The sequence below is a fragment of the Tsukamurella pulmonis genome, assembly GCF_900103175.1.
GTDB lineage: Bacteria > Actinomycetota > Actinomycetes > Mycobacteriales > Mycobacteriaceae > Tsukamurella > Tsukamurella pulmonis.
On the sequence record NZ_FNLF01000002.1, the window covers coordinates 3461740 to 3487411 of the forward strand.

The window sequence follows — 25672 nt, forward strand, 5'->3', positions numbered from 1 at the left end:
CGCGCCCGTCTGGAATGATCGACGGGTGACCGAGAACAGCGTCCTCCGCGATCCCGTGAACGCCTCACTGGCCGGGCCGCACGCGCGCTTCCGCGACGCCCGCGGCCGGATCCAGCGCTACCACCCCGACGTCTCGGTGTTCTTCGGCCACCCGCGCGAACTGACGCCGCAGGACTACGCCGACGTGGCGGATCTCGCCGAAACGAACGGGACCGTCCTGCTGCGCGACCGCGCGACGCCGCTCCCCGACGGGTGGACGGTGATCGAGCGGATCGGCCTGGTGCAGTACGACGGCAGCGCGGTCGAGACCGCCGCCGAGCCGGAGGCGGTCCGACTGACGGCGGCGGACGTCCCGGAGATGACGGCCCTCGTCGAGCGCACCAAGCCCGGCCCGTTCCTGCCGCGAACGATCGAACTGGGCACCTATCTCGGCATCCGCGACGGCGACGGCGCGCTCATCGCCATGGCCGGCGAGCGCATGCACCCCGTCGGATGGACCGAGATCAGCGCCGTGTGCACCGCACCCGAGGCACGCGGCCGAGGCCTGGCCTCACGACTGATCCGCGCTGTGGCGCACGGCATCCGCGCCCGCGGCGAGATCCCGTTCCTGCACACCTCGGACGACAACCCCGCGCGCCGGCTCTACGACGCGATGGGATTCTCACTGACGAGCACCGTCCCCCTCGAGGTGGTGCGCGTCGGCCCCGAGCGGTGAGCACCGACCTCCCGGTGTGACCGAGCGGACAGCACCGCCGCCCACCTGCGGCTTCATCGGCTGAGCGCGGTATCTGACACCGGAGCCCGCGGCGCGGAGCGCGAATAATTGATAGGATGTTTCGGCTGCGGCGCACACCGCGGCCGAAGTACCGTGTATCTACCTGGCACGGCCTCCGGGCTCCCAAGGCGGCACGTCGATCGATGCGGCGATCGCCGCGGAAAGGCCCCTGACGGTGACCGCCACCATGCCCCACGACACCTCCCCTTCGACGCCCGGTACCACCGGGCCGACGATCATCGAGGTGGCCGGCCGCAGCTACTTCCCCATCGCCTTCGTCGCCCGCCTCCCCTTCGCGATGATGGTGGTCGGCGTCCTCACCCTGGTCGTGGCGGGCCGCGACTCGCTGGCCTTCGGCGGGCTGAGCTCGGCCATGGTCGGTATCGGTTCCGCCCTGGTGGGCCCGCTCGTCGGTGCGGCCGCCGACCGGTTCGGGCAGCGGCGCACCGTGCTCGCGGCCGGAATCGCGAACAGCCTCGCGCTGCTCCTGATGACCTGGGTCGTGTTCAGCCCGCTGCCGGGCGCGGCCGTGCTGGCCTCGGCGGCGCTCGTGGGCGCCACCGCCCCGCAGGTCGGCCCCATGTCGCGCAGCCGCCTGGTCACCATGATCACCACGAAGCTCCCGGAGGGGCGCCGCGTGCGCACCCTGCTCTCGGTCATGGCCTACGAATCGGCCGCCGACGAGATCATCTTCGTCTTCGGCCCCGTCATCGTGGGTCTGCTGGCGACCACCCTCTCGCCCGCCGCGCCGATGATCGGTGCCGCGGTGCTCACCGTGCTGTTCGTGTCGGCGTTCGCGCTGCACCCCAGCGGGCGTGCGCCCGAGCACCACGGCGACGGCGCCGTCGTGCAGGCGCCCGCGCGGGAGCTCTTCACTCCCCTGTTGCTCACCGTGGTCGTCGGCGTCTTCGGCATGGGACTGTTCTTCGGCTCCACCTTGACCGGGCTCACCGCCTTCATGCGGGACGCGGGTAACGCGGAGGCCGCGGGCCTGTACTACGGCGTCATGGGCGTGGGTTCCGCCGCGCTGGCCCTCGGGTCCGCGCTGCTCCCCGAGCGGTTCAGCATCGCCGCCCGCTGGGTGAGCTTCGCGACGGTGCTCGTCCTCGGCGCCGCGCTGATCGCCGTGGCCCCGTCGCTGCCGATGCTCGTGGCGGGCCTGGCGATCGCCGGCATCGGTGTCGGCCCCACGCTCGTGACCGAGTTCAGCCTGGGTGCCGAGCGCAGCCCGCTGGGCCGCTCCGCCACCGTGATGACCATCCTCGGCAGTGGCCTGATCCTCGGCCAGTCGCTCGCGTCGGCGATCAACGGCGCGCTCGCCGAGAACCTCGGCACCGCGGTCGCCCAGTGCGCGCCGCTGGTCGCGGCCCTGGTCGTGCTCGGCGCGGGCATCGCCAACGCCGCGCTGTCACGCCGCCGGTAGGCCGCCGCATCGCGCCGCGACTCGAGGCCTCCTGAGCCTGGTCGGAGCCGGTGCGACGCTCGATCGTTTGCATCGCCACAGGGCGGGTCCTGTGGCACCATGAGCGCGTGGATGCGAAGCACTTTTTCGAGATCGTCGGCGTCGGCTTCGAGATCATCGGCGTCGGCGCACTGTCCGTGGGCTTCGTCGTGACCGTCGTCCTCGCCGTCCGGGCGTGGCGGCAGTCCGGAGACTGGACCACCGGCTTCAAGACCCTGCGCGAGACCTTCGGTGGCGTCATCCTGCTCGGCCTGGAGATCCTGGTCGCGGCCGACCTGGTGCAGACCGTCACCTCCGATCCGACGCTGACCGACGCGGCCGTCCTCGGCCTCATCGTGCTCATCCGCACCGTCCTGAGCTTCTCCCTGCAGGTCGAGATCGACGGTGTGGCGCCGTGGCGCCGCGCGATGGTCACCGGGCCGGAGGTGCTGACCCGCGCCGTCAAGAACGCCGGGAACGCCGGGGCGCCCGCGCCCGCGAGCGACGGGGCATGAGCACCACCAGCGCCGGACTGCTGCTCCACCGTCTCTCCGGCGGTTCGATCGAGGTCCTGCTCGGGCACATGGGCGGGCCGTTCTGGGCACGGAAGGACGCGCACGCCTGGTCGGTGCCCAAGGGACTGCACACCGCCGATGAGGAACCGCTCGCCGCGGCCGAGCGCGAATTCGCCGAGGAGCTCGGTTCTCCGGCACCGTCCGGCCCGACGGTGCCGCTGGGTTCCGTACGGCAGTCCGGCGGCAAGACGGTGACCGTCTTCGCGCGCGAGGGCGACTTCGACGCGACGTCGATCAGCTCCAACGAGTTCGAGATCGAGTGGCCACGCGGCTCCGGACGGATGCAGAGCTTCCCGGAGATCGATCGGGCGGGCTGGTTCGACCTCGAGACCGCTGCGGAGAAGCTGGTGAAGGCGCAGGCTCCGTTCCTGGACCGGCTGCGGGAGCACCTGACCGGGTCGTGAGCGCCCCGGGGAGACGCCCGAACTGTCAGTTGCGGTAGTTCTCCACGGTGTTCGCCGAACGCGCCTCGGCACCGTCGGGGTCCTCGCCGAACTCGCGCCGAGCGCGCCGCTGCCGCAGCAGGTCCCACGCCTGGTCGAGCTGGGTCTCGAGCTCCCGCAACCGGCTGCGCTCTCCCTCCCCGGTACCGCCCGCACCGAGTCGGTCGCGCAGTGCGTGCTCCTCGGCGATGAGGGCGTCGATCCGGGTGTGCACAGCGTCGTCAGTCATGATCCCGATCCTGCCACCGATCCGCGGGCGGCGTGGGTCGCGTGGCCGCCGGTTCGGTCGCACTCGTGCTGCGGTCACCGTCGCACCGGGGCCCGACCGGGGCGTGGACGGCGAACGGGCCGGCCATCACGCCCGGCCCGTTCGGTCCGTGGTGTCGTCGTACGTCAGCCGGCGACGGTCGCGGCCTCGGTCGGCAGCTCCGTGCGGATGATGTGGTCGAAGGCGCTCAGCGCCGCGGTCGCGCCGGAGCCGGCGGCGACAACGATCTGCTTGAACGGCACCGTCGTGCAGTCGCCCGCGGCGAAGACGCCGGGCAGCGAGGTGCGGCCGGCCTCGTCGACGACGATCTCGCCGCGCGGGCTCAGCTCCAGCGTGCCCTCGAGCCACTCGGTGTTCGGCAGCAGGCCGATCTGGACGAAGACGCCGTCCAGCTCGAGCGTGTGCTCCTCATCGGTGGTGCGGCTCTTGTAGTTCAGGCCGGTGACCTTGCCGCCGTCGCCGACGACCTCGGTGGTCATGGAGCTGACCAGCACGTCGACGTTGGGCAGGCTGCGCAGCTTGCGCTGCAGCACCTGGTCGGCGCGCAGCTGCGAGTCGAACTCGATGAGCGTGACGTGCGAGACGATGCCCGCGAGGTCGATCGCGGCCTCGACGCCCGAGTTGCCGCCGCCGATGACGGCGACGCGCTTGCCCTTGAACAGCGGACCGTCGCAGTGCGGGCAGTAGGTGACGCCCTTGTTGCGGTACTCGGCCTCGCCCGGCACGTCCATCGAGCGCCAGCGGGCGCCGGTGGAGATCACGACGGTGCGCGAGCTCAGCTGCGCGCCGCTGACGAGATCGACCGAGATCATCCCGGACTCCTCGTCGCGGGTGAGCTTCGCTCCGCGCTGGGTGTTCATGATGTCGACGTCGTACTGCCGCACCTGGTTCTCGAGCTCGGCGGCGAACTTCGGGCCCTCGGTGTAGGAGACGGAGGTGAAGTTCTCGATGGCCATGGTGTCGAGCACCTGGCCGCCGAAGCGCTCGGCGACGATGCCGGTGCGGATCCCCTTGCGGGCGGCGTAGACCGAGGCCGTCGCGCCCGAGGGACCGCCGCCGACGACGAGCACGTCGAACGGGTCCTTCTCGGCGAGGGTGGCGGCGGTGCGCTCGGCGGCACCGTCGTCGAGCTTGCCGACGATCTGCTCGAGGTTCATGCGGCCCGAGTCGAAGAGCTCGCCGTTGACGAAGACGGTCGGCACGGCCATGACCTGGCGGCTGTCGACCTCGTCCTGGAAGAGCGAGCCGTCGATCGCGGTGTGGGTGATGCGCGGGTTGAGCACCGACATCAGGTTCAGGGCCTGCACCACGTCGGGGCAGTTCTGGCACGAGAGCGAGAAGTAGGTCTCGAAGTGGTAGTCACCGTCGAGCTCGCGGACCTGCTCGAGCAGCTCCGCCGCCTCCTTCGAGGGGTGGCCGCCGACCTGCAGCAGCGCCAGCACCAGGGACGAGAACTCGTGCCCCAGCGGGATTCCGGCGAACTGCACGGCGATGTCGGTGCCGGCGCGGCGGATCAGGAACGACGGGGTGCGGGCGTCGTCGCCGGTCCGGTCGTGCTGGATGTGATCGGACATGCCCGCGATCTCGTCGAGCAGCTCCGCGAGTTCGGCCGACTTGGCACCGTCGTCGAGCGTCGAGACGAGCTCGACCGGCATCGTGACGTTGGTGAGCAGGCCCTTGAGTTGAGTGGCGAGTGCGGCTTCGAGCATGGTGATCCGATCCCCTTCGGGCAGAAGCGAGTACAGGTGAGTGGAACGACCGCGGGGCGGGAGGTGAGTCCCGCCCCGCTGCCGTGTGGTCGAACTAGATCTTGCCGACGAGCTCCAGCGACGGAGCGAGGGTGTCGGCGCCCTCTTCCCACTTCGCGGGGCAGACCTCGCCCGGGTGCGAGCGCACGTACTGCGCGGCCTTGACCTTGCGGACGAGCTCGGCGGCGTTGCGGCCGATGCCCTCGGCGGTGACCTCGGTGAACTGGACGACGCCGTCGGGGTCGACCAGGAAGGTGCCGCGGTCGGCCAGGCCCTGGCCGTCGCGGAGCACCTCGAAGTCGGTGCTGATCTGCAGGCTCGGGTCACCGATCATCGCGTACTTGATCTTGTTGATGGTGTCCGAGGAGGCGTGCCAGGCCTTGTGGGTGAAGTGGGTGTCGGTCGAGACCGAGAACACCTCGACGCCCAGCGCCTGCAGCTCCTCGTAGTGATCGGCGAGGTCGCCCAGCTCGGTGGGGCACACGAAGGTGAAGTCGGCCGGGTAGAAGTAGAAGACGGCCCACTTGCCGGCGATGTCCTGGTCGGAGACGGTGACGAAGTTGCCGTCCTTGAATGCCTCGGCGGTGAAGGGCTTGATCTGCTTGTTGATCAGCGACACGTGCGCTCCTCGTTTCGTTCGGATACCTGTTCGGTTCGCTATCGAGGTTAGGTCGGAGGGATTTATTGGACAAATCGATTCCCCCTGAGGCAATGATCAGACTTGCCTATCACTGCAGGCAGGAGGGTTGTCGCTCCGCAATCACATGAAGGTGATTCTCATCACGAGCCGCACCGGTTGACATGCTCACACCTCCTCCGAGGAGAGTTCATGCTGGTCACCGCTCTTATCGGCGTCGAGCGGAGATTCGCGGCGCCTCGCAGCGATCGGGGCGGCACGGCCGCCGGGGCAGGGCGCATCCGCTGCCGATCGCGGATACAGAAGAACCCCTCCGGCATCCGCCGGAGGGGTTCTCTTCTGTGGAGCTAAGGGGACTCGAACCCCTGACCCCCACACTGCCAGTGTGGTGCGCTACCAGCTGCGCCATAGCCCCGTATTCGGTTGTTCACCTGCGGTTTCCCGCCCGGAGAACATTACAGGAGCCAGTTGGCGTGCACCAAATCGGCTGGTCAGAACCGGTTTTACTGGAGGAGCGGCGTCAGCCAGTCGCCGGAGAGGGTGAGCTTCTCACCGTTGTTCACGACAGTGGGCGTGCCGGTGGCGTTGAGGTCCTGCATCAGCTGGCTGGCGGCGCCGGCGTTCTGCGCCGACTCGACCGTGTACTTGCCCTCGCTGATCGCCGCGGTGACGTCGGCGGGCAGCTCGACGCCCTTGGCCTTGGCGCCGTCACCGAGGGTCGTCGCGATCTCGGCGTTCGTCTTGTCGCCCTGCCCCTCGGCCGGCTGGTTGGCGTACATGGCGGTGTGCGCGCCCATCCACGCCTTCTGCTTCTGCTCCTCGGGCAGCGAGGACTTCGCGATGGCCAGCAGGCCGCCCGCCGCGCGGTCGGAGTAGTCGCCCGACGGGCTCTGGCGGTTGAGGAAGGAGACCAGGAAGAACTTGATCTGCAGCTTCCCGTCCTCGACGGCCTTGGTGAGCTGCTCGCCGTACTGCCGCTCCAGGTTGCCGCAGGCAGGGCAGTACGGATCCTCGAAGAAGGTCAGTTTCGTCGGGGCATCGGCCTTGCCGAGCACGAACGCCGGCGTGGCCTTGTCGATGGAGGCCTGCGCCTGATCGGCGGGCGTGCCCTCCTTCTTGCTGATGAGCAGCACACCACCGATGACGACCACGATGACCACCAGGACGGCGATGCCGCCCAGCACGTAGGTCATGGTGTTGGACTGCTTCGCGGGAACGTACTTCGCGTTCTTACCCTTGCTCACGCGGACCACAATAGCGGCTGTCGCTGAGTTCCCAGGTCAGGCGCTATCCCCCGAGCACACCGTCGACAAGGGCCTTCGCCTCGGCCTGGACCTGCGCGAGGTGATCGGCTCCGCGGAAGGACTCGGCGTAGATCTTGTAGACGTCCTCGGTGCCCGACGGGCGGGCGGCGAACCACGCGTTCTCGGTGGTGACCTTGAGGCCGCCGATGGGCGCGCCGTTGCCGGGCGCGCGCGTCAGCTTGGCGGTGATCGGCTCCCCCGCGAGCTCGCCGGCCGACACCTGCTCCGGGGAGAGCTTGGCCAGCACCGCCTTCTGTTCGCGACCCGCGGGCGCGTCGGTGCGGGCGTAGGCGGGCACCCCGTACTGCTCCCCCAGCACCGCGAAGTGCTGCGACGGGCTCTTACCCGTGACGGCGAGGATCTCCGAGGCGAGCAGCGCCAGGATGATGCCGTCCTTGTCGGTGGTCCACACCGAGCCGTCGTGCCGCAGGAAGGAGGCCCCGGCGGACTCCTCGCCGCCGAAGCCGACGCTGCCGTCGAGCAGGCCGGGGACGAACCACTTGAAGCCGACGGGCACCTCGAGGAGGGTGCGGCGCTGCTCAGCGACCACGCGGTCGATCATCGACGAGCTGACGAGCGTCTTGCCGACCGCGGCGTCATCGCGCCACCCGCCGCGCGAGGCGAACAGGTAGTCGATGGCGACGGCCAGGTAGTGGTTCGGGTTCATCAGCCCGCCGTCGGGGGTGACGATGCCGTGCCGGTCGGAGTCGGCGTCGTTGCCCGTCGCGATGTCGTACTGGTCCTTGTTGGCGATGAGCGAGGCCATCGCGTTCGGGGAACTGCAGTCCATCCGGATCTTGCCGTCGGTGTCGAGCGTCATGAACGCGAACTGCGGATCGACCGTGGGGTTGACCACCGTGAGGTCGAGGTTGTACCGGTCGCCGATGGCGCCCCAGTACCCGACGGCGGCGCCGCCGAGCGGGTCGGCACCGATCCGCACGCCGGCGTCACGGATCCGGTCCAGGTGCAGCACCGAGGGTAGATCGCCCACGTACGCGTCGAGGAAGTCGAACCGCTGCACCGCCGCCGACGCCAGCGCCTGCGCGAGCGGAATGCGGCGCACCTCGCGCAGGCCGCCCGCCAGGATCTCGTTCGCCCGGTCGGCGATCGCGCCGGTCGCATCGGTGTCCGCCGGACCGCCCGAGGGCGGGTTGTACTTGAAGCCGCCGTCCGCGGGCGGGTTGTGCGACGGGGTGACCACGATCCCGTCGGCCTGCACGCCGGGGTGGGTCCGGTTGAAGGTGAGGATCGCGTGGCTCAGCGCCGGGGTGGGTGTGTAGCGGTCGTCGTGGTCGACGAGGGTCTCGACGCCGTTCGCGGCGAGCACCTCGACCGCGGTCTCCCACGCCGGAGCGGAGAGCAGGTGCGTGTCCTTGGCGAGGAACAGGGGCCCGCGGATGCCCTGCGCGGCGCGGTACTCGACGATCGCCTGCGTGGTCGCGGCGATGTGCCCGTCGTTGAAGCTGCCGTTCAGCGACGTCCCCCGGTGGCCGGAGGTGCCGAAGGCGACCCGCTGATCGGGATCCCCCGGATCCGGGGCGATCGAATGGTAGGCCGCCAGAACGGCATCGACATCGATCAGGTCCTGGGGAAGGGCCGGTTGGCCGGCGCGCGCATGAGCCATCTTCAGTCACCTCGTCTCTGACGGATCGCGGCCGCGGATCGCACGGCCCGGGCGTCCAACGTATCGCCGGATCGGGCACCGCGCGGGATGAACCGTCCGAGTGGACGGTTTCTTGACGCCGTCGTGACGATCCGGGCCGTCACGACGGCGCGCCGCGCAGGAATCAGACGATGGCCCAGACCAGCAGCACCATCGCGAAGCCGACCACCGACAGGATCGTCTCGAGCACCGACCAGGTCTGCAACGTCTGCTTGACCGTCATGTTGAAGTACTTCGCGACGATCCAGAAACCGCCGTCGTTGACGTGGCTCAGGATGATCGAGCCCGCCGAGATCGCGATGACGATGAGCGCGATCTGCGCCTGGGAGTAGTTCCCGGCCGCGACCGTCTCACCGATGATGCCGGCGGTGGCGGTGATGGCCACCGTCGCCGAGCCCTGAGCGATGCGCAGCGCACAGCTGACGAGGTAGGCGGTGACGATCAGCGGCAGGCCCAGGTTCGACATCGACTCGGTGAGCGCCGTGCCGACGCCGGTGGCGCGCAGGACGGCGCCGAACAGGGCGCCCGCGCCGACGACGAGCAGGATCATGCCGATCGGCTTGAGCGCGGCGCCCGTCAGCTCGGCGAGCTGCGTCGCGTTGATGCCCCGCCGGATGCCGAGGAGGTAGAAGGCGAGCACCACGGCGATGGTGAGGGCGATCGCGGGCGTTCCGAGGAAGACGAGGATCGAGAAGGGCTTGGTGCCCGCGGCGAGCCAGACCGAACCGAAGGTGCCGCCCAGGATCAGCAGCATCGGCACCGCGATGATGAAGGCGATCAGCGACAGCGGCGGCTTGTCCTTGCTGGCGTGCGCCTCCTCGGGGACGAACTCCTCGGGCACCTCGACGATGACGCGCTTGCCGATCCAGGTTCCCCAGACCACACCGGAGGCGAACCAGGCGGGGATGCCGCAGATCAGGCCCATCACGATGATCCAGCCGAGCGAGGTGTGCAGCAGGCCGGCCGCGGCGACGGGGCCGGGGTGCGGGGGCAGGAAGGCGTGCGTCATCGACAGGCCCGCGAGCATCGGCAGCGCGTACATCACCAGCGACTTGCCGCCGCGCTTGGCGGCCACGTAGACCAGCGGCGCCAGGATGAAGATGCCGATGTCGAAGAACACCGGGATGCCGAGGATCAGGCCGGTGACACCCATGGCGAGCGGGGCGCCCTTGGGACCGAACAGTTTCAACAGCCAGCTGGTGAGCACGTCCGCGCCACCGGAGCGTTCCAGGATGGCGCCGAGGACGGTGCCGAGGCCGATGATCGGGGCGATGTGCCCGAGGATGCCGCCGAATCCCGTCTCCAGGATCGATTGGGCGGCGCCCTTCTGCGGTGAGCCGACGAGCTTTTCGACCGAGACGCCCGCCACGAGCGCGAGGCCGACGGAGACGATGATCAGCGCGATGAAGGGCTCGAGCTTGACCTTGATGATGAGGAAGAGCAGGACCGCGATCGACAGCGCGGCGAGGGTCAGTAGACCGCCGGTGTCGTGCTGCAGCCAGTCGATGACCGAGGACATGGGGAGTTCTCCGTTTCTGGAAGGGACTACAGCGCGGCGACGAAACGGGCGGCGCGGGTGGTGATGTCTGCCCAGTCGCCGGCGGCGACGGTGTCGGGGGGCACGACGGACGTGCCTGCGCAGACGGCGACGGCGCCGGCGCCCAGGAACTCGCGGGCGTTGGCCTCGCTGACGCCGCCCGACGGCAGCAGCGGCAGGCCGGGGAACGGGCCGTGCAGGTCCTTGAGATAGCCCGGCCCGAACGCGCGGGCGGGGAAGATCTTCACCGCCACCGAGCCCAGGGCGGCCGCGCGGGCGACCTCGCTCGGGGTCAGGGCGCCGAGGAACACGGGGACACCGAGGTCGCGGGCCGCATCCGCGACCTCCTCGTTGACGTCCGGCGTCACCAGGAACCGAGCCCCGGCGTTCACCGCGTCGCGGGCCTGCGTCGCGGTGCGCACCGTGCCCACGCCGAGGTTCGTGTCCTCGACGCCGGCGGCCCGCTCGAGGTGGCCGAGCACGCCGGGCGTGGTGAAGGTCAGCTCGACGGTGCGGATTCCGCCCGCGGCGAGCGCGCGGCACAGCGCCGCGGCGTCGGGCAGTTCGGGGGCCCGCACGACGGTGAGGGCCCGGTCGGCGGCCAGCGCCTCGAGCAGGCCGGAGTGTTCGTTCACGGTCACAGGACCCCTTCGTCGGTCAGTCGCAGCGCGCCGCCCGCGAGCGCGCCGGTGGGTTCGCCGTCGTCGAGAGCGGCCGTGCCGCGGACGAAGACGTGCGTGAACCCCGCCGCGGGCGTGCGCGGGGCGTCGTAGGTGGCGCGGTCGATCACCGCGTCGGGGTCGAAGAGCGCGAGGTCGGCCGCGTAACCCTCGCGGACGAGGCCCCGTCGGACCAGGCGGAGGCGACGGGCGGCCCGACCGGTGAGGTGGCCCACGCACTCCTCGAGGCTCATCAGACCCAGGTCCCGGCTGTAGTGACCGAGGTAGCGGGCGAACGTGCCCCACGCCCGAGGGTGCGGCTTCCCGCCGACGAGGAGCCCGTCGCTCCCGCCGGTGTGCGTGGGGTGACGCATGATGGCGCGCACGTTCTCCTCGTGCCCGACGTGCTGCAGGATGCCGGTCGCGAGGCGGTCGTCGAGCAGGATCCCGACGCACACGTCGAACGGATCGCGGCCCTCGTCGGCGGCGATCTGCGCGATCGTGCGGCCGACGTAGCCGGCCAGCGCGTCGGTACCGACGCCGCTGATCTCGATCGTCTCCCACTCGGCGATCACGCCGTGGCAGCCGTCGGATCCGGTGTGCTCCAGGTGCTCCCGGATGCGGATGAGCTCCTGCGGGTCGCGCAGGCGCGCGAGTGTGGCGTCGGCGCCGCCGGCCGCGGCCCAGCTCGGGAGGATCGCGGCGAGCGTGGTGGCGCCCGGCAGGTAGGGGTAGGTGTCGAGCGAGACGTCCGCGCCCGCGGCGACGGCATCGTCGAGCAGGGCCAGGAGCTCGGGCGCGCGCCCCTTGTTGGGCCCGAAGTTGAGGGTGGCGTGCGCGAGGTGCAGGGGGCAGCCGGTGCGCCGGGACAGGTCGATCATCTCGGCGTAGGCCTCCATCGCGCCCGCGCCGTAGCTGCGATGGTGTGGGGAGAAGTAGCCGCCCAGCTCGCCGGTGGTGCGCATGAGCGCGGCCAGCTCCGCGTCGTCGGCGTACATGGCCGGGGTGTACGTGAGGCCGGTCGAGAGGCCGACAGCGCCCTCGCGCAGGCCCTGCGTGAGGATCTCCTGCATCCGGGCCACCTCCGCCGGGGACGCGACACCGTCGCCGAAGCCGATCGTGAGGGCGCGCAGCAGGCCGTGCGGCACGAGGTACGCGAGGTTGGTGGCGGTGCCCGCCGCGTCCAGGCGGTCGAGGTACTCGCCCACGGTGCGCCACGAGAAGTCGAAGTCCGCCGGATCGGTGTTCCACCCGGCGATCTGGCGGCGCACCACGGCGAGGGTCTCGTCGGAGACGGGCGCGTAGCTCAGGCCGTCCTGCCCGATCACCTCGCAGGTGACGCCCTGGGTGATCCGCGACGGGTGCGCCGGATTGAGCAGCACCTGCAGGTCGGAGTGGGCGTGCATGTCGATGAACCCGGGACTGAGGACGAGCCCGTCGGCGTCGATGACGCGGTGCGCCGGTCCCAGGTCGGCACCGATCGCGGTGATGACGCCGCCCGCGATCGCGACGTCGGCGGTGTATCCCGGCGCCTCGGTCCCGTCGACAACGGTCGCGGCGCGAATGAGTGTCTCGTGCATGGCGACGCCTCAGAAGTAGGTGGAGATCATGTCGACGACCTGGGGATTCTCGGTGTCGTCCGCCACCACGGGGATGACGCGCCACTTGTCGAAGACGGTGCACGGGTGGCTCAGGCCCAGCCGCACGACGTCGCCGACCGCGAGCGGGTCGCCGGCGGGCAGGCGCAGGAAGGCGTGCTGGTCGTTGACCGCGGAGATCTCCGCGTCGAGCGGGCGCGAGGGTGCGCCGAGAGCGGGCGCGACGCGCTGCGGCTCCGGCAGTCCCTCGTCGAAGGAGACGTCGCGGCGGCCCACGTCGAGGAGGGCGAGGCCGGGCTCGGGCCGCGAGATGACGCGGGCCCAGACGTGCATGGCGGAGCGCAGGCGCGGGGCATCGGCCGCGCGGCCCGACGGCGTGATGCCGCGGTAGAAGCCGTCGTCGTGGATGATGTACGCCCCCGAGCGGACCACGATCCGGGCGTCGTCGATGTCGCCCAGGATCGCGGCGACCCGGTCGAAGTACGCACTGCCGCCGGCGGAGACGACGATGCGCCCCTCCGGGTACAGCGGGCGCAGCCGGGCGTGCAGCTCGACCAGCGTGCGCAGGTAGTCGTCGACGGTGCCGAGCGCTGCGGCCGAGGTGTCGTGCGCGAAGGCACCCTCGTAGCCGGTGACGCCGCCGAGACGCAGGCGCGGTGACGCGGCGATGCGCTCGCCGATCGCGACGGCCTCGTCGACGGTGCGGGCACCGGTCCGGCCGCCGGGGCCGCCCAACTCGACCAGGATCGTGGGCTGCCGGGTCGCGGCGGCCAGGCCGCGGTCGAGGGCGTCGACAGTGGCGAGCCCGTCGGCCCACAGCGTGACCTCGAGCTCCGGAGCGGCGTCGAGCGCCTCGCCCAGCCAGCGGATGCCGGCCGGGTCGGCGATCGCGTTCGCCACGTGCAGGTTCCGGAAGCCGGTGGCGACGGCCGACTGCAGCTGCGGCAGGTTCGCGACGGTGATGGCGGTGGAGCCGGCATCGAGCTGCCGCTGCCAGAGCGCGGGGGCCATCGTGGTCTTGCCGTGCGGCTCCAGATCGAAGCCGTGCGCGGCGGTCCACCGCGCGAATTCGGCGACGTTGTCCACCATCGCCGCGTCGTCGAGCACGAGCACGGGCGTGGACAGCTCGGCCAGGCGCGGTGAGCGGGCGAGGAAGTCCGCGGTGCTCATGGCGTTCGCCCACGCGGGCACCGCCTTGTCGAGCACACTCAGCTCCACCGGCCGGGCGCCGTTCCCGTTGACCATCATGCTTCCCAATCTGCTATGTTGCGTATATTGCAATCATCGTTGCGTGATGCGTGTCACAGACGCTAGCATTGCCGCAGGACCTGCACAACCACGAGATCTCGAAAGGCGCGAGGGTGACCACAGCTTGGATCGCGTGCCTCGGTGAGCCGTTGGCACTGGTGGCCGCAGCCGACCTCGATGCACCGGAGCCCGCCATGCACGCCGGCGGTGCCGAGGCGAACGTCGCCGCGGGCACCGCGGCGCTGGGTACGCCCACCGCGTTCCTCGGCCGCGTCGGCGGGGACGCCGAGGGGCGGCGGATCGTCGAGCACCTGCGCGCCCACGGTGTCGCCACCGAGGCCCTCGAGGTGGACGCGACCGCGTTCACGGGCCGCTACGCCAAGACCGAGGGCGTCAACGAGGCGGGCGAACCCGTCACCACCAGCACCTACCGGCGTGCTGGCAGCGCCGCGGCCGCGATGGAACCGGGCTTCCTCGCTCGTCCCGCCGTCGCCGCCGCGCTGGCCGGCGCACGGATCGTGCACACCAGCGGCATCACCGCGGCCCTCTCCCCCGGGTGCGCCGCCCTGACCCGGACCCTGCTCCGGGACCGGACGGGCGTCAGCGGCACGGTCACCTTCGACGTCAACTGGCGCGAACAGCTGTGGCCGGACGGTGACCCGTCGCTCGTCATCGAGCTGGCCCGCAGCGCGGATGTCGTCCTCGTCGGCGCGGACGAGGCCGAGCGCGTCCTCGGCACCGGCTCCCCCGCGGCCGTGCGCGCTCTCCTCCCCGAGCCCCGCACCGTCGTCGTCAAGGACGGTGCGCTGCGCGCAGTCGCGATCGACCGGGCGGGCGCCGAGATCGCCGTCCCGGCGCTGGCGGTGGACGTGGTCGAGCCGGTCGGCGCCGGCGACTCGTTCGCCGCCGGCTTCCTGCACGGACTGGCGCGGGGCGAGGATCTGCGCACCTGCCTGCGCCGCGGGCACGCCGGCGCGGCCGCCACGCTGACGGTGCGCGCGGACTTCGCCACCCTGCCGGCGGCGTCCCTCACCGCCCTGCTGACCTGTGACGACGCGGCGTGGGCGGCCGCGCACGTCGGCCCGGCGGCGGTGCGGGTCGACGGGGCGCACCTGCCTCCTCCCGTGGAGAGCCGAACGCCATGAGCCAGAGCCTGACCCGCGCACTGGAGATCCTGCGCCTCCTCGGCGAGGGGCCCGCCTCCCTGGACGAGCTCGCCGACGAGCTCGGCGTGCACAAGACCACCGTCCTGCGCCTCCTGCGGCCGCTGACCGACGCGCGCTTCGCCTATCACGACGCCGCGCACCGCTACCACCTCGGCTCGCGCGTCTTCGACCTCGCGGCGCGCGCCTCGGAACAGCGCAGCATCAAGGAGATCGCGGCTCCGCACCTCATCGCATTCAACCGCGAGTACGGCCGCACGACGCATCTCGCCGCGCGCGAGGGCGACGCGGTGGTCTACATCGACAAGCTCGAATCGCGGGACCTGATCCGGATGTACTCGCGCGTGGGCATGGAGGCCAACCTCAATTCGAGCGCCGTCGGGAAGGTGATGCTCGCCGATCTCCCCGATGCCGAGCTCCGCCCCTTCGTCCAGGGCATCGACTTCACGCTGCGCACCCCGAACACGATCGTCGCGCCGGAGGCCTACCTGCACGAGATCGAGAAGGTCCGCGAGCAGGACTGGGCCGTCGACCGCGAGGAGAACGAGCCGTCGATCAACTGCATCGCCGCGCCGGTCCGCGACGCTTCGGGCTCGGTCGTGGCCGCCGTCTCGGTTTCGGTGCCCGACGTGGTGCTGCCCTTCGACGAGCTAATGGACCTGCTGGAACCGCTGCGCGCCACCTGCGCCGCGATCTCCGGCGACTGCGGGTACCGCCCGCGCTGACCTCCCGGACACCCCGGGGCCCATGATGAACAGGAGAGAACCATGACCGCGACCGCCGTCTCCACCACCGACGCGCCCGCCCCCGCCCACTTCTTCAGCCAGGGCGTGCGCCGCGGCAACCTGCTGCAGGTCTCGGGGCAGGGCCCGATGGACCCGGCGACGAACCAGTACATCGCCGCGGGCGACGTGAAGGAGCAGACGCGGCGCACGCTGGAGAACGTCAAGGCGATCCTGGAGGCCGGCGGCGCGTCCGTGGCGGACGTGCTGATGTTCCGCGTCTACCTCACCACCCGCGACGACTTCGCCGCCATGAACGAGGTGTACGGCGCGTTCATCGCCGAGAACGTCCCCGAGGGTGCGGCGCTCCCCTGCCGCACGACGGTGTTCGTCGACCTGCCGCACGAGGTGATGCTGGTCGAGATCGACGCGCTCGCCGTCCTGGACTGAGATCACCGCCACCTCCGTTGATATATGCGCATACCGCCATGTATGTTCATTCGGTGATCTCACCGAACGAGGGGCGGAACTGAGATGAGCGGACACGCGGGGCACGATCACGGCGTCTCGGCCAACGCCGACAAGCGGTGGCTGAGCCTGGCGCTCGGGCTCATCGTCGCCTTCATGGCGATCGAGGTGACCATCGGCATCATCGCGAGTTCGCTCGCGCTGATCACCGACGCCGCGCACATGCTCACCGACGCCGCCGCGATCGTGCTGGCGCTGGCCGCGATCCGGATCGCGGCCAAGCCGGCGCGCGGCGGCTACACCTGGGGCCTCAAGCGGGTGGAGATCCTCTCCGCCCAGGCCAACGGGATCACCCTGCTACTACTGGCAGCGTTCTTCGTCTACGAAGGGATCTCTCGGCTGATCACGCCGCCCGACGTGGACGGCAGGCTGGTCTTCTTCACCGCCCTCGCCGGATGCGCGGTGAACGTCGCCGCGACATGGGCGATCAGCCGCGCGAATCGCAGCAGCCTCAACGTCGAAGGCGCCTACCAGCACATCCTCAACGATCTCTACGCCTTCATCGCCACGGCGATCGCGGGCGCGATCATCTGGGCGACCGGCTGGGGGCGGGCGGACGCGATCGCCGCGCTCGTCGTGGCGGCGCTCATGCTCAAGGCGGGCTGGAGCCTGGTGAAGGCGTCGGGACGAGTCTTCCTCGAGGCCGCCCCGGAGGGCATCGACCCGGCTCAGGTGGGCCGCGACGTCGCCGCCGTGCCGTCGGTGGCCGAGGTGCACGACCTGCACATCTGGGAGATCACCTCGGGTCAGCCGGCGCTCTCGGCGCACGTCATCGTCGATCCCGACGCCGATTGCCACGCCGTCCGCGGGCGGGTCAGCGCGATGCTGCACGACACGTACGGCATCGAGCACGCGACGCTGCAGGTCGATCACGCGGGCGAGGAGACCTACTGCGGCGATCCGCACGGCGAGTCGTACCGCTGCGACTGACGCGGGCGTTGTCCCGCGATACCGGCACCGTCCGCGGTCAGGCGCCGAAGAAGGGCGGGATCACGTAGCAGGGCACGGGCCGCGGATGCTGCGGATCGAGTGCGTTGAGCGCGAAGTACGCCGCACGCCGCGAGCCGGCGATCGCGAGGTGATCCGAGAAGTCCTGGCCGCACGTGTCCTGGACGACGATGTTCGTGACCTTCGTGCCGGGCGGCCCGGCGAGCTGGCCGCTCGTGTACGGCAGGACGAGCTCGTCGAACCGGGTCGAGATGTTGGTGTACTCGACGCCGCGCGCGTACGGCGTACCTCCGGCCCAGACCTTCTCCAGGAAGCGCGACCCCGGCAGCATGTCGCCCATCGACTCGAAGACCGGGAAGTACGGGTCGGGCGCGTTGAGACCGCGCACGAACGCCGAGACGGCCCGGCCGAGATCCCCTCCGGTGCCCCGCCACAGCGGCGCGAGGGAGATGTACTTGCCGACCTTCTCGGCGCCGCCGAGGTACTTCACGAAATAGGCCGGCATGAGCGTGCCCTGCGAGTGGCCGATGAGATCGACCTTCCCCGCCCCGGTCGCCGCAAGAACGCGTTCCACCACATCGTCGAGCTGCTGCGCGCTCGCCGCGAGCGGCCGCGTGCCCCCGATCTGATTCACCGGCCACGGCGCGCCGGGCAGGGCTCCGTAGGTGAAGGAGAACACGCAGTAACCGTTGTTCTTGAGCAGCGGGGCGTACGCACCCCAGTTGGTCTGGGAGCCGCCGCCGGTGCCGTGCACGAGCACGACAGGGTTGGGATGACGGGACGTCGGCCTGCAGGAGTAGTCGTTGGTCCCGGGCAGCGAGCCGTTCGGGTTCGTCAGCTCCGACGGTATGCCGCCGAAGAAGTTGAAGTTCTCGGGCAGCGGTGCACCGTGGGCGGGCGCGGACACCAGCAGCGCCACGGCGGCGGTGGCGACGACGGCGCGTCGCCATACGGAACGCAGGTTCATGCTGACCGAAAGTAGCCGATCAGCGATGCCTCCGGAGACAGTTTCTAGAACTTGTTCCATCTTCTGTTCGGTCGCAGGGTCGACAGCCTCCCGTCGGCCGCCTCCCGCCTCCGCGCCGCGGCCGTCACGTTCACCGTCGTCGCCCCGACGCCGGGCCAGGCCGCGCGATCACGAAGTTCGTTCGGAATTCAGGCCGGACCGCCGAGCACCGCCCGACGCAGCACCCGAACACGCTGACGCGCAGGTCGAGCGGTCATCGCATCGACCACGAACTCCGACGAGATCACGACGAACAGGCCCGCGCGGACGACGCTGCGGCCGGCGCGGGCTCGATCGTCAGTACCCCGCGCACGGCGGCTTCCAGTCTGCGCCGGAGTTCATCCGTGGGCGCGCGCCGCCCGCGCAGCAGTAGGGCCGTCGGAAGTTCGACCACGCAGTCCCGTACGACTTCGACGGCGTATCGGTCGCGGCGACCCCATAGGGCGGTTGCGAGGTCGACGAAGAGTTCAACGAGCTGCCGATCGAGATTTTGGAGCGCGGCCGAGATGTCGTCACCGATCTCACCCGACCCGAGCAGGTCACTCCTGCGCACGGACAGCAGGAACCGCCCCGCCTCAGGCGCTGCAAGAAGGAACGCCGCGGGCGCATCGGCCGCCGCAACAACAGCTTCAACGGCGCTGTCGACGCCTCCGCGATGGAGCGCTGCGTCGACGTCATGCCGCTGCTGCTGCAAGAACCCGGTCGCCGCCCGCAGCCACACCTGCGCCATGAGACCACTTCGCGAACCGAAGGAATGGTAGATCGCCCCGTTGGAAACCCCTGTGATTTCGGACAACGCACGCACTGTCACGACCGCTGCCCCCTCCTCGGCAGCGAGCTTCTGCGCGGCATCCATCAGCTGCTCAGGGTCGTGAACACGGGGACGGGCCATGCCCACGACAGTAACAGAGACACCGCTCTGTTACCTCGATCACGATCAGTGGAGGCGATTGTTTCGGAGCGCCCGCTCTGTTAGTTTCAGATCACTCGCTCTGTAATGGTTCGAGCACATGTCTTGTCGAGGAATCCTCACCACACCAATGGAATCCGTGCGTTCCGGCGGGTGATCTCGCGACGAAGACCGAGTATTTGAGAGGTGCGATGGTGACAACGAAAGATCCTGGGGACATGTCGGGCTATGAGTTGCTCGAGTGGATTCGTACGAGCCGGTCGAGTGACTTCCCCTCCATCGGCGGGCTCCTCGGAATGGACATCGTCAACGTCCACGAGGGCTCGGTGACCTTCACGCTGTCGACTCGCGCGGACTTCGCGAATCCGCTCGGCACCGTTCACGGTGGAATCGCCGCGACGATGCTCGATTCCGCGATGAGCTGCGCCGTGCACAGCACTCTCCCGCCCGGCGTCGGATACACGACGCTCGAACTGAAGGTGAATTACATCCGCTCGGCATCGACCGACGGCCGGCGACTGACTGCGCAGGGGCACGTGGTGCACACCGGCCGGAGTACGGCCACGGCCGAGGGACGCGTCGTCGACGAGAACGACCGCCTCATCGCGCACGCCACGACCACCTGCCTGATCCTGCGCCCTTCGGCCGCCTAGCCGGAGCGGCAACGCACGTCCCGCAGCCACACCCCCGTACTGAAATGAGACAACCGTGAGCATCACCGTCGAAACCCGCAACGACATCGCCGTCGTCGACCTAGGCACCGACGAGAATCGCTTCTCACCCACGTGGCTCGATTCGATCAACGCCGAACTCGACACCATCGAACACAACGCCAAGGCCCTCGTCACCACGGGCACCGGCAAGTTCTACTCCAACGGTCTCGATCTCGATTGGCTCGTCGCCAACGGTGATCAGGCGGAGGCCTACGTCGCTCGCGTTCACGCGCTCTTCGCCCGCATCCTCACCTTCCCCCTCCCCACCGCAGCTGCGATCAACGGCCACACCTTCGGCGCGGGAGCGATGCTGGCGATCGCGCACGACTACCGCATCATGCGCGACGACCGCGGCTACTTCTGTTTCCCCGAAGTCGATATCAACATCCCGTTCACCCCCGGCATGGCGGCGCTCATCCAGTCCAAGCTCGGACCTCAGGCCGCGGTGACCTCGATGACGACCGGACGGCGTTACGGCGGCCCGGATGCCGTGGCGGCCGGTATCGCCGACGCCACCGCGCCCGATTCCGAGGTCGTCGCGACGACCGTGGACCGCTTGACGCCGCTCACGGGGAAGAACCCCGCGACGCTGGGCGCGATCAAGAACACGATGTACGCCGCTGTCATCGCCGAGCTGACCTAGCGCGATACCGGCTCGTACCGACGCGACGAAGGAGCATGATCACGTTGAGTTCAACCGCCAATGCCGTTGACATGGGCACCAACCTGAAGATCTGGAACGCACTCCAGAGGATCCCGTTCGGCAGCTGGGTATTCAGTCGGGCCGTCTGCTTCAAGGCCCCCTACTTCGGCAGCGTGCACCCACACATTGTCGAGCTGCGCCCGGGTCTGTGCCGCGTCACAGCCCCGAACCGCCGCAGCGTGCACAACCACCTGGGGACCTTCCACGCCATCGCTTCCTGCAACATGGCCGAACTCGCCGGCGGCATGATGACCGATGCGACGATTCCCGGGACACACCGATGGATCCCCGTCGGAATGACCGTCGAATACCACGCGAAGGCCACCACGGCGGTGACGGCGGTCGCCAGGTTGGATCCGCTGCCGGAGTTCACGGATGAGCCCACGGCGCTCACCGTTCCCGTCGACGTCATGGACGGCGACGGCATCGTGTTCGTCACCGCCGCCATCACCATGCACGTCTCGAAGAAGCCGCTCACATGACGGGCGGCAGGCCATCGCACTCGTGCGCCCTCATGACAAGGAAATGACCGTGGCTCGTGACCTGACTCCGGCGACGGCGGCATCGGTTGCCGGTACGGCGCCGCCGCGGCGAGGACTCGCCCTGACCCTGCTGTCCGCCGCGGCATTCCTCGCCGCACTCGACCTGTTCATCGTCAACGTCGCTTTCCACGACATCGAGCAGAGCTTCCCGGACAGCTCTCTGGACGACCTGTCGTGGGTCCTCAACGCCTACACGATCATCTACGCGGCGCTCCTGGTCCCGCTCGGACGATGGGCCGATCAGCGAAGTCGCAAATTCGGATTCATCGTGGGACTGGCGATATTCACTCTCGCCAGCGCCGCGTGCGCTGTTGCCCCGTCGCTGGGGTTCCTCATCGCAGCCCGCGTCGTGCAGGCCGTCGGCGCCGCCGCGCTCACCCCCACGAGCCTCGGTTTGATCGTTCAGATCTTCGACGGTGAGGACCGAGCGAAAGCGGTCCGCATCTGGGCCGCCGCGGGCGGAATCGCTGCCGCCGCGGGGCCGGTAGTCGGCGGATTCCTGGTCGCATCCTCGTGGCGATGGGTGTTCCTCATCAACATTCCGGTCGGCGCAATCGTGCTCGTCCTCGCCGTTCTCGCAATCCCTGATGGCAAAGACCCGAACGACGCCCGCACACCGCATCCCGTGGGCGCGGTATGGCTGACGATCGCCATCGGCGCTCTCGCCTACGCACTTGTCCGAGGCAACACCTGGGGGTGGACGAGCATCACGACGATCACGGTGTTCGCGGTGGCCGCGGCAGGCCCGCCCTCACCGCCCAGCACATCACCCGGAGCACGCGGCCGCTGTTCGAACCCGGCATGCTGGCGGTTCCGAGCTTCCGGTGGAACACCCTCGCCGTGATCGGGTTCGGATCCGCGTTCGCCGGAGCCCTCCTCACCGGAGTCCTCTGGGCACAGACGGTCTGGGACTACACGCCGATCCAGACCGGCCTCGCCGTCGCACCCGGGCCGCTCATGGTCCCCCTCTTCGCGGGCATCGCATCGCGGTTGGCCACGCGAATCCCCGCAGCGGTGACGGTCATCGTCGGATGCCTCGCGTTCGCACTGGGTTGCGTCCTTCTCATCGTTTCCCTCAGCGTCGACGGCGCCTACGCGGCCGAGCTCCTCCCCGGCTTAGCGATCATCGGAGCCGGAACCGGCCTGGCACTGCCAGAACTCCTTGCCGGCGCCACCGCTGATCTCCCTCCCGAACGCAGCACCACCGGTTCCGCAATCGTCAACACGGCACGCCAGATCGGGGCCGTCATCGGTGTCAGCCTGGTCATCGCAGCCCTCACCGGTCTGGGGACGACGAGCGACCCGACGATCAACTTCCGCCACGCCTGGTGGACCTGCGTAGTGGCTGCAGGAGTCGGCGCGATCATCGCGGCCTTCGGCATGCCACGACGGCGGCGATGAACGGGCAGCGAATGCCCCGGGGTGACACGGGAGACAGTCGGGCACACCCCCACGGATGACGATGGGTGCACCTCCGGCCCGAGAGTGCGGGCATCGCTGCACCTGAGCGTCGTGTCACGACGTGCCCACGAAGCCTGATTCCGCCGATCCGACGCAAACAAAGAGCCTCCCACCTGCGCGAGCAGGTGGGAGGCTTCTGTGGAGCCGCCGGGAATTGAACCCGGGTCCTCCGTCATTTCTACGGGGCTTCTCCGTGCGCAGTCCGCTGTGCCTCTACTCGGATCTCCCGGTCTCACGGACGAGCCGGGATGACGATCCCAGTCGCTGTTTGATGTCCCCCGCGATACCGCGACCGCACCGCGGGGTGAATCCCTCTAGCTGATGCCAGTACCCGGGCCGAGGGCGAACCCGGACTGACAGACTCGCCTGGCTGCTTAGGCAGCGAGAGCGAAGTCGCGCTGATTGGAATCGGCGCTTATAGGGTTGCTGCGACGCTTACGGTGGTCTCCAGCCTGCACCGGCACGCTTCCCCCGCGTCAACAAACGAAGTCGAAACCGATCGGCCCCTCATCGTCCGCCTCAGCGGAAGCCCACCCCTTGCGGAGTGGAAGTTCCATACTACCGCACCGACATCGGCGACTGTCCAGTCGATTATCAGACGGTGCGCACGCGCACGCCGGCGGCGGAGGCGTTCATGTTCAACAGCACGGTGAGCAGCACCGCGCCCACACGATGCACCAGCGAAACGACCTTGGCCTTGTTCTCGACGCTCATGGATCCGCTCCTCACTTGAGTCCCACGAGTCACATCAGTAACTCGTACCTCTAGTGAACGCCCAGCGGGGACCGTTCTCAACGCGCCACGCCGGGCACCGTCGGAAAGGCGTCAGCCGCGCATGCCCTTGACCCGCCGGCCCAGCTCACGGACCAGCTCGCGCTCGGCGGTGCGCCGGGCGATGTCCTGGCGCTTGTCGTAGTCCTGCTTGCCCTTGGCGAGGGCGAGCTCGACCTTCACGCGGCCCTCGTTGAAGTACATCGACAGGGGCACCAGCGTCTGGTTGCCCTCGCGGATCTTGCCGGTGAGCGAATCGATCTCGCGGCGGTGCATGAGCAGCTTGCGGGTGCGGCGCGGCGTGTGGTTGGTCCACGAGCCGTTGCCGTACTCGGGGATGTGCAGGCCGCGCAGCCAGACTTCGCCGTCGTCGATGGTCGCGTACGCGTCCACCAGCGACGCCTTGCCCTCGCGCAGCGCCTTCACCTCGGTGCCGACCAGCACCACACCGGCCTCGAAGGTATCGAGGATGGCGTAGTTGTGGCGCGCCTTGCGGTTGCTCGCGATCACCGAGCGCCCCTTCTCCTTCGCCATCGTCCCCATCCCTTCCGTACGTCGTGACCGAGTGCCGGTCACGCTGGACAACCACTCCATCGTACGGGGATGCGACGGTGCGCGGAAAGCGACTTATCGCCGCGGGGTCACTCGCGCACGTAGAAGCGCAGCGTCACGTACGCGGTGATCGCGGCGAAGCCCGCGCCGACGAGGACGAGCCACGGGGAGACCAGCAGGACGTCGGTGTTGGTGATCCGCGCCAGGATGTTCACGCCGTAGAGCTCGCGCAGGGCCCGATCGAAGAACAGGCTCTTACCTGCGAACAGCCCGGCGATCGCGAGCACCGCACCGATCACGGCACCGATCACGGCCTCCAGCAGGAAGGGGAGCTGCGTGTACCAGCGCGACGCACCCACGAGTCGCATGATCGAGACCTCGGTGCGCCGCGTGTACGCGGCCACCTGCACCATGTTCGCGATCAGTAGAACGGCGGCGACGGCCTGGATCAGGGCCACGAAGAAGGCGGCGTTGCGTGCACCGCCCAGCACGGAGAACACCCGTTCGACCAGCTCACGCTGATCCTGCACCCCGGCCACGCCGGGCTGCCCCTGCACGGCGTCGATGACCGCGGAGAACTTCTGCTCGTCGCCGACACGCACCTTGAACGACGCGGGCAGCACACCGGGGCGCACCAGCTCCGCCAGCTCGGGCTGCCCGGCGAAGGTCTTGGTCTTGGCGGTCTCGAGCGCCTTGTCCTGCGAGATGTAATCGATCGAATCGACGCCCGGCTGCGCCTTGATCTTCGACTCGATGGCCTGGCACACCGACTTCTGGCAGTCGGGGTCGTCAGCGGCGACCTTGTCGTCGACGAACACCTGGATCTCGACGCGCTGCAGGAAGATGTCCTGGCTCTTGTCCGCCATCCGCACCACGAGCAGACCACCGCCGAACAGGCCGAGAGAGATCGCGGTGGTGAGGATCATGGCGATCGTCATGCTCACGTTCCGGCGCAGGCCGGTGAGGACCTCGCTGGTGATGAAACTGGCTCGCACTGGGAATTCAGTCCTTCGGTTCGTCGTCGGCGGCGGGGGCGGCGGGCACCGTCAGCGGCCCAGCCCGTACACGCCGGTGGCGTCGTCGCGCACCATCTCGCCCATGCGGAACTCGATGACGCGGCGGCGCATCGAGTCGACGATGTGGCGGTCGTGCGTGGCCATCACCACGGTGGTGCCGGCCCGGTTGATGCGGTCGAGCACGTCCACGATCTCGGCGGAGGTGTCGGGGTCGAGGTTGCCGGTGGGCTCGTCGGCGAGCAGCAGCAGCGGCCGGTTGGCGATGGCGCGGGCGATGGCCACGCGCTGCTTCTCACCGCCGGACAGCTCGCTCGGCATACGGTTCGCCTTGCCCCCCAGGCCCACGTAGTCGAGCACCTGCGGCACCGTGCGGTCGATGACGTTGCGCGGCTTGCCGATGACCTCGAGCGCGAAGGCCACGTTCTCGGCCACCGTCTTCTGTTGCAGCAGGCGGAAGTCCTGGAAGACGCAGCCCAGCGACTGCCGCAGCTGCGGCACGCGACGGCCGGAGAGCTTGTTGACGTGGTAGTCGCCCACGTAGACGTCACCGCTCGTCGGCTTGTCCTCCTTGAGCAGGAGCCGGAAGAACGTCGACTTCCCGGAACCCGAGGGCCCGATCAGGAAGGCGAACTCCCCCTTGCCGATCTCGAGCGACAGGTCGTGGAGCGCCGGCCGGGCCGACGCCTTGTACATCATCGTGACGTTCTGGAGCGTGATCACGAGCGCCCAGTCTACTGACGT

Annotated in this window: 27 protein-coding genes, 1 tRNA gene and 1 other RNA gene; 13 read left to right on the forward strand and 16 right to left on the reverse strand. The window is 69.5% G+C overall.

All coding sequences use genetic code 11. The annotated features are described in order from the left end of the window. Positions 1–25: 25 nt before the first annotated feature. The 4 genes from BLQ62_RS16975 to BLQ62_RS16990 all read left to right on the forward strand — a co-directional run bounded on the left by BLQ62_RS16975 (position 26) and on the right by BLQ62_RS16990 (position 3195). On the forward strand, positions 26–715 hold the full coding sequence (locus BLQ62_RS16975; protein ID WP_068568298.1) for a GNAT family N-acetyltransferase: 690 nt from the start codon (positions 26–28) through the stop codon (positions 713–715). A gap of 235 nt (positions 716–950) precedes the next feature. Further along, on the forward strand, positions 951–2198 hold the full coding sequence (locus BLQ62_RS16980) for an MFS transporter (protein ID WP_082756850.1): 1248 nt from the start codon (positions 951–953) through the stop codon (positions 2196–2198). 107 nt (positions 2199–2305) lie between these two features. Beyond that, positions 2306–2731, forward strand: a complete 426-nt coding sequence (locus BLQ62_RS16985; protein ID WP_068568297.1) for a DUF1622 domain-containing protein — start codon at positions 2306–2308, stop codon at positions 2729–2731. After that, the gene (locus BLQ62_RS16990; RefSeq protein WP_068568295.1) at positions 2728–3195 is read left to right on the forward strand and encodes an NUDIX hydrolase; all 468 of its coding nucleotides are present in this window, start codon (positions 2728–2730) and stop codon (positions 3193–3195) included. Before BLQ62_RS16985 ends, BLQ62_RS16990 begins: the two co-directional genes overlap by 4 nt. A gap of 25 nt (positions 3196–3220) precedes the next feature. Here BLQ62_RS16990 and BLQ62_RS16995 read toward each other — a convergent pair whose 3' ends face one another. The 10 genes from BLQ62_RS16995 to BLQ62_RS17040 form a co-directional block, all read right to left on the reverse strand. Further along, a complete protein-coding gene (locus tag BLQ62_RS16995; protein ID WP_068568293.1) occupies positions 3221–3463 on the reverse strand; it encodes a DUF2630 family protein in 243 nt (80 codons plus the stop codon). Between the two features lie 164 nt (positions 3464–3627). Next, positions 3628–5211: an alkyl hydroperoxide reductase subunit F gene (gene ahpF / locus BLQ62_RS17000; protein WP_068568292.1), complete on the reverse strand. Its 1584-nt coding sequence runs from the start codon at positions 5209–5211 to the stop codon at positions 3628–3630. 94 nt (positions 5212–5305) lie between these two features. Then, positions 5306–5869, reverse strand: coding sequence for an alkyl hydroperoxide reductase subunit C (ahpC, locus tag BLQ62_RS17005; RefSeq protein ID WP_068529322.1), 564 nt, complete (start codon positions 5867–5869; stop codon positions 5306–5308). A gap of 360 nt (positions 5870–6229) precedes the next feature. Next, positions 6230–6302, reverse strand: a tRNA-Ala gene (locus BLQ62_RS17010). Between the two features lie 88 nt (positions 6303–6390). Then, on the reverse strand, positions 6391–7131 hold the full coding sequence (locus BLQ62_RS17015; protein ID WP_114653062.1) for a DsbA family protein: 741 nt from the start codon (positions 7129–7131) through the stop codon (positions 6391–6393). 43 nt (positions 7132–7174) lie between these two features. Further along, on the reverse strand, positions 7175–8815 hold the full coding sequence (gene pgm / locus BLQ62_RS17020; protein WP_068529315.1) for a phosphoglucomutase (alpha-D-glucose-1,6-bisphosphate-dependent): 1641 nt from the start codon (positions 8813–8815) through the stop codon (positions 7175–7177). Between the two features lie 163 nt (positions 8816–8978). Further along, a complete protein-coding gene (locus BLQ62_RS17025) occupies positions 8979–10373 on the reverse strand; it encodes a GntP family permease (protein WP_068529312.1) in 1395 nt (464 codons plus the stop codon). Between the two features lie 26 nt (positions 10374–10399). Then, on the reverse strand, positions 10400–11026 hold the full coding sequence (locus BLQ62_RS17030; RefSeq protein WP_414929935.1) for a bifunctional 4-hydroxy-2-oxoglutarate aldolase/2-dehydro-3-deoxy-phosphogluconate aldolase: 627 nt from the start codon (positions 11024–11026) through the stop codon (positions 10400–10402). Between the two features lie 2 nt (positions 11027–11028). Next, positions 11029–12630: an N-acyl-D-amino-acid deacylase family protein gene (locus tag BLQ62_RS17035; protein ID WP_068568290.1), complete on the reverse strand. Its 1602-nt coding sequence runs from the start codon at positions 12628–12630 to the stop codon at positions 11029–11031. 9 nt (positions 12631–12639) lie between these two features. Then, a complete protein-coding gene (locus tag BLQ62_RS17040; RefSeq protein WP_068568288.1) occupies positions 12640–13896 on the reverse strand; it encodes a type III PLP-dependent enzyme domain-containing protein in 1257 nt (418 codons plus the stop codon). A 113-nt stretch (positions 13897–14009) separates the two neighbouring features. Here BLQ62_RS17040 and BLQ62_RS17045 point away from each other — a divergent pair, with 113 nt between their 5' ends. The 4 genes from BLQ62_RS17045 (at position 14010) to BLQ62_RS17060 (ending at position 17239) form a co-directional block, all read left to right on the forward strand. Further along, positions 14010–15041 (forward strand): sugar kinase, encoded by a 1032-nt coding sequence (locus BLQ62_RS17045; RefSeq protein ID WP_068568379.1) that lies wholly within the window; start codon positions 14010–14012, stop codon positions 15039–15041. Continuing rightward, entirely contained in the window at positions 15038–15784 is a 747-nt protein-coding gene (locus BLQ62_RS17050) for an IclR family transcriptional regulator (RefSeq protein ID WP_068568287.1), read from the forward strand. The genes BLQ62_RS17045 and BLQ62_RS17050 overlap by 4 nt, the downstream gene beginning before the upstream one ends. Before the next feature lie 42 nt (positions 15785–15826). Then, on the forward strand, positions 15827–16231 hold the full coding sequence (locus tag BLQ62_RS17055; protein WP_068529297.1) for a RidA family protein: 405 nt from the start codon (positions 15827–15829) through the stop codon (positions 16229–16231). 84 nt (positions 16232–16315) lie between these two features. Continuing rightward, the gene (locus BLQ62_RS17060) at positions 16316–17239 is read left to right on the forward strand and encodes a cation diffusion facilitator family transporter (RefSeq protein WP_068568285.1); all 924 of its coding nucleotides are present in this window, start codon (positions 16316–16318) and stop codon (positions 17237–17239) included. 37 nt (positions 17240–17276) lie between these two features. Here the strand turns inward: BLQ62_RS17060 and BLQ62_RS17065 are convergent, their stop codons facing one another. Next, positions 17277–18224, reverse strand: coding sequence for an esterase/lipase family protein (locus BLQ62_RS17065; RefSeq protein WP_068529291.1), 948 nt, complete (start codon positions 18222–18224; stop codon positions 17277–17279). A 283-nt stretch (positions 18225–18507) separates the two neighbouring features. Continuing rightward, positions 18508–19155, reverse strand: a complete 648-nt coding sequence (locus BLQ62_RS17070; RefSeq protein ID WP_068568284.1) for a TetR/AcrR family transcriptional regulator — start codon at positions 19153–19155, stop codon at positions 18508–18510. Positions 19156–19391: 236 nt separating this feature from the next. Between BLQ62_RS17070 and BLQ62_RS17075 the strand changes: the two genes are divergently transcribed. The 5 genes from BLQ62_RS17075 (at position 19392) to BLQ62_RS24380 (ending at position 22532) form a co-directional block, all read left to right on the forward strand. Beyond that, positions 19392–19826, forward strand: coding sequence for a PaaI family thioesterase (locus BLQ62_RS17075; RefSeq protein ID WP_115391329.1), 435 nt, complete (start codon positions 19392–19394; stop codon positions 19824–19826). 55 nt (positions 19827–19881) lie between these two features. Further along, on the forward strand, positions 19882–20529 hold the full coding sequence (locus BLQ62_RS17080) for an enoyl-CoA hydratase/isomerase family protein (protein ID WP_068568280.1): 648 nt from the start codon (positions 19882–19884) through the stop codon (positions 20527–20529). 71 nt (positions 20530–20600) lie between these two features. Next, positions 20601–21071, forward strand: coding sequence for a hotdog fold domain-containing protein (locus BLQ62_RS17085; RefSeq protein WP_068529279.1), 471 nt, complete (start codon positions 20601–20603; stop codon positions 21069–21071). A gap of 49 nt (positions 21072–21120) precedes the next feature. Beyond that, the gene (locus BLQ62_RS24375) at positions 21121–21975 is read left to right on the forward strand and encodes an MFS transporter (RefSeq protein ID WP_231857720.1); all 855 of its coding nucleotides are present in this window, start codon (positions 21121–21123) and stop codon (positions 21973–21975) included. Continuing rightward, the gene (locus BLQ62_RS24380; RefSeq protein ID WP_231857719.1) at positions 21933–22532 is read left to right on the forward strand and encodes an MFS transporter; all 600 of its coding nucleotides are present in this window, start codon (positions 21933–21935) and stop codon (positions 22530–22532) included. Before BLQ62_RS24375 ends, BLQ62_RS24380 begins: the two co-directional genes overlap by 43 nt. Positions 22533–22728: 196 nt before the next feature. Here BLQ62_RS24380 and ssrA read toward each other — a convergent pair. From ssrA to ftsE, 4 genes are all read right to left on the reverse strand, one after another. Further along, positions 22729–23099, reverse strand: a transfer-messenger RNA (tmRNA) gene (gene ssrA, locus BLQ62_RS17095). Between the two features lie 318 nt (positions 23100–23417). Next, a complete protein-coding gene (smpB, locus tag BLQ62_RS17100; protein WP_068530451.1) occupies positions 23418–23897 on the reverse strand; it encodes an SsrA-binding protein SmpB in 480 nt (159 codons plus the stop codon). Positions 23898–24004: 107 nt separating this feature from the next. Next, on the reverse strand, positions 24005–24910 hold the full coding sequence (gene ftsX / locus BLQ62_RS17105) for a permease-like cell division protein FtsX (RefSeq protein WP_068529272.1): 906 nt from the start codon (positions 24908–24910) through the stop codon (positions 24005–24007). Positions 24911–24961: 51 nt separating this feature from the next. Further along, positions 24962–25651 (reverse strand): cell division ATP-binding protein FtsE, encoded by a 690-nt coding sequence (gene ftsE, locus BLQ62_RS17110; protein ID WP_068521966.1) that lies wholly within the window; start codon positions 25649–25651, stop codon positions 24962–24964. Between the last annotated feature and the right edge of the window lie 21 nt (positions 25652–25672).

Excerpts from the sequence above, each read along its gene's own strand:
- BLQ62_RS17065 (WP_068529291.1), bottom strand. The coding sequence starts at position 18,224 with ATGAACCTGCGTTCCGTATGGCGACGCGCCGTCGTCGCCACCGCCGCC.
- BLQ62_RS17040 (WP_068568288.1), bottom strand. The coding sequence starts at position 13,896 with ATGATGGTCAACGGGAACGGCGCCCGGCCGGTGGAGCTGAGTGTGCTC.
- ahpF (WP_068568292.1), bottom strand. The coding sequence starts at position 5,211 with ATGCTCGAAGCCGCACTCGCCACTCAACTCAAGGGCCTGCTCACCAAC.
- BLQ62_RS24380 (WP_231857719.1), top strand. The coding sequence starts at position 21,933 with ATGCTGGCGGTTCCGAGCTTCCGGTGGAACACCCTCGCCGTGATCGGG.
- BLQ62_RS17055 (WP_068529297.1), top strand. The coding sequence starts at position 15,827 with ATGACCGCGACCGCCGTCTCCACCACCGACGCGCCCGCCCCCGCCCAC.
- smpB (WP_068530451.1), bottom strand. The coding sequence starts at position 23,897 with ATGGCGAAGGAGAAGGGGCGCTCGGTGATCGCGAGCAACCGCAAGGCG.
- BLQ62_RS16990 (WP_068568295.1), top strand. The coding sequence starts at position 2,728 with ATGAGCACCACCAGCGCCGGACTGCTGCTCCACCGTCTCTCCGGCGGT.
- BLQ62_RS17085 (WP_068529279.1), top strand. The coding sequence starts at position 20,601 with ATGGGCACCAACCTGAAGATCTGGAACGCACTCCAGAGGATCCCGTTC.
- BLQ62_RS16995 (WP_068568293.1), bottom strand. The coding sequence starts at position 3,463 with ATGACTGACGACGCTGTGCACACCCGGATCGACGCCCTCATCGCCGAG.
- BLQ62_RS17075 (WP_115391329.1), top strand. The coding sequence starts at position 19,392 with ATGTCGGGCTATGAGTTGCTCGAGTGGATTCGTACGAGCCGGTCGAGT.
- BLQ62_RS17025 (WP_068529312.1), bottom strand. The coding sequence starts at position 10,373 with ATGTCCTCGGTCATCGACTGGCTGCAGCACGACACCGGCGGTCTACTG.
- BLQ62_RS17050 (WP_068568287.1), top strand. The coding sequence starts at position 15,038 with ATGAGCCAGAGCCTGACCCGCGCACTGGAGATCCTGCGCCTCCTCGGC.
- BLQ62_RS17060 (WP_068568285.1), top strand. The coding sequence starts at position 16,316 with ATGAGCGGACACGCGGGGCACGATCACGGCGTCTCGGCCAACGCCGAC.
- BLQ62_RS17070 (WP_068568284.1), bottom strand. The coding sequence starts at position 19,155 with ATGGCCCGTCCCCGTGTTCACGACCCTGAGCAGCTGATGGATGCCGCG.
- BLQ62_RS17035 (WP_068568290.1), bottom strand. The coding sequence starts at position 12,630 with ATGCACGAGACACTCATTCGCGCCGCGACCGTTGTCGACGGGACCGAG.
- pgm (WP_068529315.1), bottom strand. The coding sequence starts at position 8,815 with ATGGCTCATGCGCGCGCCGGCCAACCGGCCCTTCCCCAGGACCTGATC.